The sequence below is a fragment of the Streptomyces sp. GC420 genome (assembly GCF_009916105.1).
Lineage (GTDB): Bacteria > Actinomycetota > Actinomycetes > Streptomycetales > Streptomycetaceae > Streptomyces.
Genome location: NZ_JAAAXQ010000280.1, coordinates 1 through 11116 on the forward strand (window position 1 = coordinate 1; position 11116 = coordinate 11116).

Consider the following 11116-nt stretch of genomic DNA (forward strand, 5'->3'; position numbering starts at 1 on the left):
CTACTACCGCGAAACAACCGGTGAACTGCGCCTGCCGAAGCCCGCGACGGTCCCCGGCGGCCTCCGCCGCCGCCCCCGCCGACCGGCCCTGCCCGGCCCTACCTGGCCATGATCAGGCTCATCGCCTCGGCCCGCGTCGCAGGGTCCCTCAGCTGCCCGCGCACCGCCGACGTCAGCGTCTTGGCACCCGGCTTGCGCACCCCGCGCATGGTCATGCACATGTGCTCGCACTCGATGACGACGATCACCCCGCGCGGCTCCAGGATGCGCATCAGCGAGTCCGCGATCTGCGTGGTGAGGCGCTCCTGCACCTGCGGGCGGCGCGCGTAGACATCGACCAGACGGGCCAGCTTGGACAGGCCGGTGATCTTCCCGTCGTGGGACGGGATGTAGCCGACGTGGGCGGACCCGACAAAGGGCACCAGGTGGTGCTCGCAGGAGCTGAGCACCTCGATGTCCTTCACCAGGACCATCTCGTCGTGGCCCAGGTCGAAGGTCGTCGTCAGCACGTCCTCGGGCTTCTGCCACAACCCGGCGAATATCTCGCGGTACGAGCGGGCGACCCGGGCCGGCGTCTCCCTGAGCCCTTCGCGGTCCGGGTCCTCCCCGACCGCGATGAGCAGCTCGCGCACCGCGTTCTCGGCGCGCTTCTCGTCGAACTCGCCGATCTTGCCCAAGCCGTCCAGGGTCACCGGGTCGGTCATCTGTGCCTCGTTCCTCTACCTGACATACGGCCGGAAAGCGACCGGAAATGCGCGATGCCGCGCTCCCCCAGGCTAAAACCCTGGGGTGCGCGGCATCCATTCCGGGGCTCCGGCGATCCGGTTCCGGCCGGGTGAGCATCCTCACTCCGCGAGGACGCCCCCTGCTGCCGGTCCCGGACCCTTCCGGGCCGCGGGCGCCACTACTCGGGCCGCTCCTCGGGCACGGCCTCGGCGGTCGTGTCCTTGGTCATCACGGCCGTCGAACCGTTGGTGCTGTTGGTCAGCGCCAGCTCCTTCGGCGAGAGCACCGGCGGACGGGTCGAAGGCGTACGCCGGGAGGAGCCGGTCCAGGCCGGGCGGGCGGGACGCTTGACGATGGGAGCGAAGATCTCGGCGATCTGCTCCTTGTTCAGCGTCTCCTTCTCCAGCAGCTGGAGGACCAGGTTGTCGAGCACGTCACGGTTCTCGACCAGGATCTCCCAGGCCTCGTTGTGCGCGTTCTCGATGAGCTTCTTGACCTCTTCGTCGACCAGCGCGGCGACCTCTTCGGAGTAGTCGCGCTGGTGGGCCATCTCACGGCCGAGGAAGGGCTCGCTGTTGTCCCCGCCGAACTTGATCGCGCCGAGCCGCTCGGTCATGCCGTACTGCGTGACCATGGCACGGGCGGTCGCGGTGGCCTTCTCGATGTCGTTGGCCGCGCCGGTCGTCGGGTCGTGGAAGACCAGCTCCTCGGCCGCGCGCCCGCCGAGCATGTACGCCAGCTGGTCGAGCATCTCGTTGCGCGTCGTGGAGTACTTGTCCTCGTCCGGCAGCACCATGGTGTAGCCGAGCGCCCTGCCGCGCGACAGGATGGTGATCTTGTGGACCGGGTCGGAGTTCGGTGAGGCCGCCGCGACCAGGGCGTGACCGCCCTCGTGGTACGCGGTGATCTTCTTCTCCTTGTCCGACATGATCCGGGTCCGCTTCTGCGGGCCCGCGACCACACGGTCGATCGCCTCGTCCAGCATGTGATTGTCGATCAGCTTCTTGTCGCTGCGCGCCGTGAGGAGCGCGGCTTCGTTCAGCACGTTCGACAGGTCGGCACCGGTGAAGCCGGGGGTGCGGCGGGCGACCGCCTCCAGGTCCACGTCCGGGGCGACCGGCTTGCCCTTCTGGTGAACCTTGAGGATCTCCAGACGGCCCTGCTTGTCCGGGCGGTCGACGGCGATCTGCCGGTCGAAACGGCCGGGGCGCAGCAGCGCCGGGTCGAGGATGTCGGGCCGGTTCGTGGCGGCGATCAGGATGACGCCGCCCTTCACGTCGAAGCCGTCCATCTCGACGAGCAGCTGGTTCAGGGTCTGCTCGCGCTCGTCGTGACCACCGCCGAGGCCCGCGCCTCGGTGCCGGCCGACGGCGTCGATCTCGTCGACGAAGACGATGGCCGGGGCGTTCGCCTTGGCCTGCTCGAACAGGTCACGGACCCGGGAGGCACCGACGCCGACGAACATCTCGACGAAGTCGGAACCCGAGATCGAGTAGAACGGCACGCCGGCCTCGCCCGCGACGGCGCGCGCGAGCAGGGTCTTGCCCGTGCCGGGCGGGCCGTACAGCAGCACGCCCTTGGGGATCTTGGCGCCCACGGCCTGGAACTTGGCCGGCTCCTGCAGGAACTCCTTGATCTCGTGGAGTTCCTCGACCGCCTCGTCGGCGCCCGCCACGTCGGCGAACGTCGTCTTCGGGGTGTCCTTGGTGATCAGCTTGGCCTTGGACTTCCCGAAGTTCATGACCCGGGAGCCGCCGCCCTGCATCTGGTTCATCAGGAACAGGAAGACGACGACGATGAGCACGAACGGCAGCAGCGAGAGCAGGATCCCGAGGAACGGGTTCTGCTTCGACGGCGAGACCGTGTAGCCCTTGGGAATATCGTTGTTCTCGAACTTGGTCTGCAGCGTGGTCGCCAGCGCCTGACCCTGGTCGCCGATGTAGCTGGCCTGGATCTTGCTGCTGTCCTTGACCTTCTCGCCGTCCTTGAGCTGGACCTTGATGATCTGCTCGTCGCCGGTGGTGAGCTTGGCCTGTTCGACCTTGTTCTGGTTGATCGCCCTGACGACCTCGCCGGTGTCGACCGTCTTGTAGCCGCCGGACGAACCGACGACTTGCATCAACACGACCACGGCGAGGACGGCCAGCACGATCCACATGACCGGCCCACGGAAGTATCGCTTCACGTCCATCCACACGGAGCGGCGAGCGCCCCGTCCCTCCTGCCACAGTGAGTGTTTGATAAGACTGCCTTTTGGACGGTACCCCAGGATTGCCGTAAGCCGTCGCCGCGGGCGAGGGAGAAATCCGTCTCACCCTTCAACGGCGGGATACGCGTTCCGGTTCCCGGGGCCCGGATTCCCTTGAGACGTCAGCCGCCGTACACGTGAGGCGCCAGCGTGCCGACGAACGGGATGTTGCGGTACTTCTCCCCGTAGTCGAGCCCGTACCCGACGACGAACTCGTTCGGGATGTCGAAGCCGATCCACTTCACGTCGATCGCGACCTTGGCCGCGTCCGGCTTGCGCAGCAGCGTGCACACCTCGAGCGAGGCGGGCTCCCGCGAACCCAGGTTCGACAGCAGCCAGCTCAGCGTCAGCCCGGAGTCGATGATGTCCTCGACGATCAGGACGTGCTTGCTCTTGATGTCGGTGTCCAGGTCCTTGAGGATCCGGACCACGCCGGAGGACTGGGTGCCCGCTCCGTACGAGGACACGGCCATCCAGTCCATGGTGACCGGGGTGGACAGCGCACGCGCGAGGTCCGCCATCACCATCACCGCGCCCTTGAGGACACCGACGATGAGCAGGTCCTTGCCCGCGTACTCCGCGTCGATCTTCGCGGCCAGCTCGGCCAGCTTCGCGTCGATCTCTTCCTTGGTGATGAGCACCTCTTTGAGGTCGGCGCCCATGTCCTTTGCGTCCACTCGCGTCACTTTCTTCACCGGCCGGACTCCGGGGCCGGGACGGCCCGGAACTCACAGTCGCTTCAGCCTTGCCGGATGACCAGTCTGCCACCCCGGCGCTGTGCGACGACCCGGCCGGGCAGATTGATGGCGCCCTGTCCCCGCCAGCCGGTGATCAGCCGGTCCATCTCCTCGATGTGACGGGCGAACAGCGAACCCGCGGGCGAACCCGCCTGGATGGCGGCCCTGCGCAGCACCCGGCGGCGCACCGCGGGCGGCAGCACGAACAGCTTGGAGACCTCGAGCTCCCCGTTCTCGGCGCAGACCGCGCGGGCGGCCTCGGCGGCCCAGGCGTCCAGTGCGTCCGCGTCGTCACGGGACAGCGACGCGGTGCGGGCCAGCGCCTCGACGACACCCTTGCCGAGCGCCTTCTCCAGCGCGGGCAGGCCCTCGTGGCGCAGCCGGGAGCGGGTGTACGCGGGGTCGGCGTTGTGCGGGTCGTCCCAGACGGGCAGCGACTGGGCCATGCAGGCCTTGCGGGCGGTCTGCCGGTCCAGCCCGAGGAAGGGGCGGCGGTAGCGGCCGCGCTGGCCCGAGACGGCGGCCATGCCGGACAGCGAGCGGATGCCGGAGCCGCGGGCGAGTCCGAGCAGCACGGTCTCGGCCTGGTCGTCGCGGGTGTGGCCGAGCAGCACGGCGGCCGCGCCGTGGCGGTCCGCGGCGGCGTCCAGCGCGGCGTACCGGGCGTCGCGCGCGGCGGCCTCGGGGCCGCCCGTCCTGCCGACGGTGACGGTGACGGCCTCGACCGGGTCCAGGCCGAGGGCGGTCATCCGGGCGGCGACCTCCGCGGCGCGGTCGTCCGAGCCGGACTGCAGGCCGTGGTCGACGGTGACTCCGCCGGCGCGGATGCCGAGTTTGGGGGCTTCGAAGGCGAGGGCGGAGGCGAGCGCCATGGAGTCGGCACCGCCGGAGCAGGCGACCAGCACGAGGGGGGACGCGGGCGAGGACGGCGCGGCGGAGGTGTGCGCGGCGTGCTCGGTCAGGACGTCGTGGAGGACTCGGCGAACGGCCAGGCGTATCGCCGCGACCGCAGGATGGGGACCCATGTCCGGTTCCCTTCGGGGAGGAGGTTTGGGGGTGCCTCGGGTGGATGGTGGATCACGAGGATCTGGGGTCGGACCCCGGCGGCCGGAGCGAGCCCGGACGCGAGGAGTTCGGTCACTCAGAGTGCGTCGATGGTGACAGAACCGAGCCGATACCCGAGCATTGCACGCCCACCCCCCGCCCACGGTCCCTCGGACGGGTGATGCTGATGCATTCGGCAGGACGACACCGGCACGCCATGACACTCCGTACCCACCAGTCCCACGGGGCCTCCCGGGGCCCCGTCCACGGTCCGGGTCCCCCTACTCCGCCCTGCGGTGCACCCGCGCGATCCAGTCCGCCGGTTTGGCGATCTCGGCCTTGGTCGGCAGGGTGTTCGGCGAGGTCCACACCCGGTTGAAGCCGTCCATCCCGACCTCGTCCACCACGGCCCGCACGAACCGCTCCCCGTCCCGGTACTGGCGCAGTTTCGCGTCCAGGCCCAGCAGCTTGCGCAGCGCCATGTCTAGCCGGCTCGCGCCGCGGGCCCTGCGCTGCTGGAACTTCTCGCGGATCTCGGCGACGGACGGCACGACCTCGGGGCCCACGCCGTCCATGACGTAGTCGGCGTGCCCCTCGAGCAGGGACATCACCGCGGTCAGCCGGCCGAGGATCTCCCGCTGGGCGGGCGTCTGCACCAGCTCGACGATGGAGTGGCCGCCCTCGCCCTCCTCGCCCTCGGTACGGCCGCCCGCGAGCGCCTGCGCCGCCTCGCGGAGCCGCTCCAGGACGGTCATCGGGTCGACGTCGGTCTCGCCGAGGAAGGCCTGGATCTCGCCCTCCAGATGGTCGCGCAGCCACTGCACGCCGGTGAACTGGGTGCGGTGGGTCTCCTCGTGCAGGCACACCCACAGCCGGAAGTCGTGCGGGTCCACCTCGAGTTCCCGCTCCACGTGGACGACGTTCGGGGCCACCAGCAGCAGCCTGCCGCCGCCGTTCTCGCCGGCGGGCAGCTCCCGGGTGGCGGGCGCGAAGGTCTCGTACTGTCCGAGGACCCGCGAGGCCAGGAACGACAGCAGCATGCCGACCTCGACACCGGTGACCTTGCCGCCGACCGCGCCGAGCACGGCCCCGCCGGGACCGGAACCGCGCCGCTCGCTCATCTTCCCGAGCAGCGGTTTCAGCACGGCCCGGAAGCCCGCGGCATTGGCCTTCACCCACCCGGGGCGGTCCACCACCAGCACCGGCGTGTCCCGGACCCGGGCCCCGTCCGGGATCATCCGGGTGAAGGCGCGCACATGCTCCTCGGAGGACTTGGCGTGCCTGCGCAACTCGGCGACCACCGCCCGCGCCTCGTCCTGGCTCACGTCCGGACCCGGCCGCAGCAGCCGGGTCGCGGTCGCGACCGCGAGATTCCAGTCGACCATCTCGGCACCACCAAGATTCGTCATGCGTCAACGTTACGTTGTCGGCGCCCTCCGGGGAGAGGGCTTGAGCCCGGCCGGGTTCAGCGGCAACCGCAGTTCGCCAGGGCCGAGGCGAGCCGGTCCAGGGCCGCCTGGGCCGCGACGGCGTCGGTCGTGCCGTTGGTCAGGAAGGCGAAGGCGAGCAGCCGGCCGTCGGCACTGACCACGGTCCCGGCGAGGGCGTTGACGCCGGAGAGGGTGCCCGTCTTGGCACGGACCATGCCGGTCCCAGCGGACCCCGGCTCGTAGCGGCCCTGGAGCGTGCCGCTGAACCCGGCGACGGGGAGCCCGGTGATGACCGGCCGCAGCTCGGGGTGGGCGGGATCGGTGGCGCGTACCAGGATCCGGGCGAGCAGGGAGGCGCTGAGCCGGTCCTCGCGGCTGAGGCCGCTGCCGTCCGCGAAACGGGACCCTCCGGTGTCGGCCCCGAGCCTGCCGATCGCGGCGCCCACGGCCCGCGCGGCGCCCTCGAAGCTCGCCGGTTCGCCCGCGGCGAGGGCGGTCTGCCGGGCGAGTGCCTCGGCGATGTCGTTGTCGCTGTTGGTCAGCATCCGCTCGACGAGCGCGGACAGCGGCGCCGAGGACACCTTGGCGAGCGTCGTCACGTCCTCCCCGGCCGCGCCCGGGGACGGATCGCCGGCGTCGATGCCGCGGTCCTCCAGCAACCCGGCGAAGGCGCGGGCCGCGTCCCCCGCCGGGTCGCCGGTGCGGGGCGCGGGGCCCCGCGCGGACTCGTCCAGGCGGCCCTCGTCGACCATCAGGGGCGTGATCCGCGCGATGTTGGCGTTGCCGGCACCGATGGGGTGGATGTCGGGGCCGGAGTAGAGGGAGGTGTCGTAGCGCAGTTCCGTCTTGTCCGCACCGCGCTTCTTCAGAGCGGCGGCCGTGCCGTCGGCGAGTTTCGCCAGCGCGTCCTCGGTCAGGGTCGGGTCGCCCCCGCCGACCAGCACGGTCGTCCCGTCGTCCGCGACGACGGTGGTGTCGATGCGGTGGCCGGGTCCCAGGGAGGCCAGCGCGGCTGCGGCCGTCGCGATCTTGATGGTCGAGGCCGGGACGAGGGCGTCCGCGGCCCGGGCCCCGTAGAGCCGCTCGCCGGTCGCCGCGTCCAGGACGGCGGCCGAGGCGTCCGCGCCGAGGGCGGGGTCCTCCAGCAGCGGGCCGAGCGCCTCCGCGAGCCCGCGCCTGGTCGGCAGCGGCACCCCGGCGTTCGCGGCGCCGCCGCCCGAACCGTCCGGGTCCGCGGCGGCGGGCCGCTCGCCCAGCGCGGACAGTACGGCGGGGGCGCTGGGCGCGGCCTCCGGGGCCTTGCGGCGCGGCTTCCCGTGATGTGTGCCACCTGTGTGATCGGCCACGCCCGCGCGGTCCCGCTCGGCCTTACGCTGTCCGGAGTCCCACGGGCCGGCCGCGGCCACCGCCACGGTCGCGAGGACGCACCCGGCCACGGCGGAGACCGCCGTGAGCTGCCACGTCTTGAGCTCCGGCACCTCGGACCAGCCCCTTTCGCGATCACACACATGCGTGAGGGACACTTAATCACCGCACGACCGCACCCTGCCGCGAGGATGGCACCCATTGAAGACCGGCCGGTCGAGAACCTGCCGGACGTCGAGGGCTGTCCCCGCGGGAGGACGCGGCGTCACCATACGAATGTGCTGATCATGGAGGAGTCACCCGTGGAGTTCGACGTCGTCATCGAGATTCCCAAGGGTTCGCGGAACAAGTACGAGGTGGACCACGAGACCGGTCGCATCCGTCTCGACCGCCGGCTCTTCACCTCGACCAGCTACCCGGCGGACTACGGCTTCGTGGAGAACACCCTCGGCGAGGACGGCGACCCGCTGGACGCCCTGGTGATCCTTGACGAGCCGACCTTCCCGGGCTGCCTGATCAAGTGCCGCGCCGTCGGCATGTTCCGCATGACCGACGAGGCGGGCGGCGACGACAAGCTGCTCTGCGTGCCCGCCTCCGACCCGCGCATGGAGCACCTGCGCGACATCCACCACGTGCCGGAGTTCGACCGCCTGGAGATCCAGCACTTCTTCGAGGTCTACAAGGACCTGGAGCCCGGCAAGTCCGTCGAGGGCGCCGACTGGGTCGGCCGCGCCGAGGCCGAGGAAGAGATCAAGGCCTCCTTCAAGCGCCTGGAGGCGCAGGGCGGCCACTGAGCCCCCACGGGTCCGTCGGGCAGCCGGCGGCACCGGCCCCCTCCGGGGCCCGGCCCCGGGCCGGGGTCCTGTGCCCCGGAGTCCCCGGGCACTCCCCGGGACGCGGAGTTCCACGGTCCACGCTCACGTGACCGTTTCGGCGGGCGGCACACCGGAAACCCGGTGTGCCGCCCGCGGTTCTGTGCGGGCACGTGCCGTGCGCATACTGGGCGGACGGGAGGCGACCGCGAGGACCGAGAGGTGGAGTCGTTCAGGTGGTGGCGGAGCCCAGGCGCCCGGAAGGGCCCGGAGCAGACCCCCGGGCCGTGGCGGAGGACCGCAAGCCCCCGTCCGACGAGGCGCGCAGCGCCTTCACCCCGCCGTCCGGCATCGCCGTACCGCTGCCGTCGGGCCCGCCCGAGCCCGACGGGCCGACCTCGGAGTTCGCCGTGCCGCGCGGCCTGGTGCCCGAGCCGTCCGCGGAGCCCCAGGGTTCCGCTCTCTCGCCGCCCGGCGGCCGCGGCGCCGGGGACGCCCCGCCCGCCTTCACGCCGGCCCACGGCGTGCCGCTGGTCCGGCTCACCAAGGAGACACCCTGGCAGGACCGCATGCGCACGGTGCTGCGCATGCCCGTCGGGGAACGCCCGGCGCCGGAGCCGGTGCAGCTCCAGGGCGAGTCCGGCCCCGCCGTGCCGCGCGTCCTGGACCTGACCCTGCGCATCGGCGAGCTGCTGCTCGCCGGCGGCGAGGGCGCGGAGGACGTGGAGGCGGCGATGCTCGCCATCGCGACGGCGTACGGACTCGCCAGGTGCGAGCCGACCGTCACCTTCACCCTGCTCTCGATCACCCATCAGCCCTCGCTGGTCGACGACCCGGTGACCGCGAACCGGACGGTGCGCCGCAGGGCTCCCGACTACACCCGGCTGGCCGCCGTCTTCCGGCTCGTCGACGACATCAGCTCGGACGAGGGCGCGGTCTCGCTGGAGGAGGCCTACCGCCGGCTCGCCGAGATCCGCCGCAACCGCCACCCGTACCCGACCTGGGTGCTCACGGCGGCGAGCGGTCTGCTGGCGGGCGCGGCGAGCCTCCTCGTCGGCGGCGGGCCGCCGGTGTTCCTCGCCGCCGCCCTGGGCGCGATGCTGGGCGACCGGCTGGCGTGGCTGTGCGCCGGGCGCGGACTGCCGGAGTTCTATCAGTTCGTGGCCGCCGCGATGCCGCCCGCGGCGGTCGGGGTGGCGCTGGCGCTGGCCGGCGCGGACGTCTCGTACTCGGCGGTGATCACGGGCGGGCTCTTCGCGCTGCTGCCGGGGCGGGCCCTGGTCGCGGGTGTGCAGGACGGGCTGACGGGGTTCTACATCACGGCCGCGGCCCGGCTGCTGGAGGTCATGTACTTCTTCATCGGGATCGTCGTCGGCGTGCTGCTGGTGCTCTACATCGGCGTACAGCTGGAGGCGACGCTCGACCCGGACGAGGCGCTGCGCAGCGCCGAACGGCCGGTGGTGCAGATCCTCGCCGCCATGGCGCTGAGCCTGACCTTCGCGCTGCTGCTCCAGCAGGAGCGCCACACGGTGCTGGCCGCGACCCTCAACGGCGGCGTCGCCTGGGCGGTGTACGGGGCGCTGCACTACGCGGGCGGCATCTCGCCCGTCGCGTCGACGGCGGTCGCCGCGGGTCTCGTCGGGCTCTTCGGGCAGTTGCTGTCTCGGCTGCGTTACGCGTCGTCACTGCCGTACGTCACGGCGGCGATCGGCCCGCTGCTGCCCGGATCGCCCACCTACTTCGGGCTGCTGGCGATCGCCCAGGGCCATATGAACGCGGGGCTCGCCTCGATGGCCAAGGCGGCGGCGCTCGCCATCGCCATCGCGATCGGGGTGAACCTGGGCGGCGAGACGGCCCGGCTGTTCATCCGTGTCCCGGGCGCCTCGCGCGGCGCGGGCCGCCGCGCCGCGAAACGCACCCGGGGTTTCTGAGGATCGATCCGGACCGCCGCGGCGCCGTCGCCGGCGGTGCCGCAGGTGGTGCCGGTGCCGCGGTGGTGATGGGCGTCAGCGCTTGGCGTGGCGGCGGCGGCCGCCCTGGGAGGCGGACGGGGCGGTGCCGTCGGCGGGCTGCCCGCCCTCGGCGGCCTCCTTCCGGGACTTGCCGCGGGCCCGCAGGAGTTCGACGACGATCGGCAGGACCGAGACCAGCACGATGCCGATGAGGATCAGCTCGATGTGGGCGTGGACGAAGTCGACCTTGCCGAGGGCGGCGCCGAGCAGGGTCACTCCGACGCCCCACATGACGCCGCCGATGATGTTGAAGGTGATGAAGGAGCGGTAGTTCATCCGGCTCACACCGGCGACGATCGGGGTGAACGTCCGCACGATCGGCACGAAGCGGGCCAGCACCAGGGACTTGGGGCCGTACTTCTCGAAGAACTCGTGCGCCTTGGTGACGTTCTCCTGCTTGAACAGGCGGGAGTCGGGCCGGTTGAACAGCGCCGGGCCCACCTTGCGGCCGAACAGGTAGCCGACCTGGTCGCCGGCGACCGCGGCGACCGCGATCAGCGTGCAGACCAGCCACAGCGGGGTGTCCAGCCTGTCCGTCGTCACCAGCAGGCCGGTGGTGAACAGCAGGGAGTCGCCCGGCAGGAAGAAGCCGATGAGCACGCCGGACTCGGCGAAGACGATGGCCAGGACGCCGATCAGACCGAACTTGTTGATCAGAAAGTCCGGGTCCAGCCAGCTCGGGCCGAGGGCAAGAGTTGTCATCGCCGTATTCACGGGTTCCGGGCTCCAGGGGGTCTGTGGG

At 71.6% G+C, this 11116-nt stretch carries 9 protein-coding genes; 2 read left to right on the top strand and 7 right to left on the bottom strand.

The features are described from left to right. Positions 1-98: 98 nt before the first annotated feature. The 6 genes from folE to dacB all read right to left on the bottom strand — a co-directional run bounded on the left by folE (position 99) and on the right by dacB (position 7663). Positions 99-704: a GTP cyclohydrolase I FolE gene (gene folE, locus GUY61_RS27500; protein ID WP_166632950.1), complete on the bottom strand. Its 606-nt coding sequence runs from the start codon at positions 702-704 to the stop codon at positions 99-101. Between the two features lie 200 nt (positions 705-904). Further along, positions 905-2917: an ATP-dependent zinc metalloprotease FtsH gene (gene ftsH / locus GUY61_RS27505; RefSeq protein WP_166632951.1), complete on the bottom strand. Its 2013-nt coding sequence runs from the start codon at positions 2915-2917 to the stop codon at positions 905-907. Positions 2918-3096: 179 nt separating this feature from the next. Then, positions 3097-3636: a hypoxanthine phosphoribosyltransferase gene (gene hpt, locus GUY61_RS27510; protein WP_166632957.1), complete on the bottom strand. Its 540-nt coding sequence runs from the start codon at positions 3634-3636 to the stop codon at positions 3097-3099. A 77-nt stretch (positions 3637-3713) separates the two neighbouring features. Next, positions 3714-4736, bottom strand: coding sequence for a tRNA lysidine(34) synthetase TilS (tilS, locus tag GUY61_RS27515; protein WP_166632952.1), 1023 nt, complete (start codon positions 4734-4736; stop codon positions 3714-3716). A gap of 300 nt (positions 4737-5036) precedes the next feature. Next, positions 5037-6164, bottom strand: a complete 1128-nt coding sequence (locus GUY61_RS27520; RefSeq protein ID WP_166632953.1) for a zinc-dependent metalloprotease — start codon at positions 6162-6164, stop codon at positions 5037-5039. Between the two features lie 56 nt (positions 6165-6220). Next, on the bottom strand, positions 6221-7663 hold the full coding sequence (gene dacB / locus GUY61_RS27525) for a D-alanyl-D-alanine carboxypeptidase/D-alanyl-D-alanine-endopeptidase (RefSeq protein ID WP_313896881.1): 1443 nt from the start codon (positions 7661-7663) through the stop codon (positions 6221-6223). A gap of 189 nt (positions 7664-7852) precedes the next feature. Here dacB and GUY61_RS27530 point away from each other — a divergent pair, with 189 nt between their 5' ends. Further along, positions 7853-8344 carry an inorganic diphosphatase gene (locus tag GUY61_RS27530; protein ID WP_166632958.1) on the top strand — a complete coding sequence of 164 codons (492 nt, stop codon included), beginning with the start codon at positions 7853-7855 and terminating at the stop codon, positions 8342-8344. A 254-nt stretch (positions 8345-8598) separates the two neighbouring features. Further along, positions 8599-10293 carry a threonine/serine exporter family protein gene (locus GUY61_RS27535; protein WP_398957092.1) on the top strand — a complete coding sequence of 565 codons (1695 nt, stop codon included), beginning with the start codon at positions 8599-8601 and terminating at the stop codon, positions 10291-10293. A 75-nt stretch (positions 10294-10368) separates the two neighbouring features. On the opposite strand, the gene GUY61_RS27540 is transcribed toward GUY61_RS27535, so the two are convergent. Further along, complete coding sequence (locus tag GUY61_RS27540) at positions 10369-11076, bottom strand: DedA family protein (RefSeq protein ID WP_166632956.1); 708 nt, start codon at positions 11074-11076, stop codon at positions 10369-10371. Positions 11077-11116: the final 40 nt, after the last annotated feature.

Coding starts and splice junctions, on each gene's coding strand:
- ftsH (WP_166632951.1), bottom strand. CDS start 2,917: ATGGACGTGAAGCGATACTTCCGTGGGCCGGTCATGTGGATCGTGCTG.
- GUY61_RS27520 (WP_166632953.1), bottom strand. CDS start 6,164: ATGACGAATCTTGGTGGTGCCGAGATGGTCGACTGGAATCTCGCGGTC.
- GUY61_RS27540 (WP_166632956.1), bottom strand. CDS start 11,076: ATGACAACTCTTGCCCTCGGCCCGAGCTGGCTGGACCCGGACTTTCTG.
- hpt (WP_166632957.1), bottom strand. CDS start 3,636: ATGGGCGCCGACCTCAAAGAGGTGCTCATCACCAAGGAAGAGATCGAC.
- tilS (WP_166632952.1), bottom strand. CDS start 4,736: ATGGGTCCCCATCCTGCGGTCGCGGCGATACGCCTGGCCGTTCGCCGA.
- folE (WP_166632950.1), bottom strand. CDS start 704: ATGACCGACCCGGTGACCCTGGACGGCTTGGGCAAGATCGGCGAGTTC.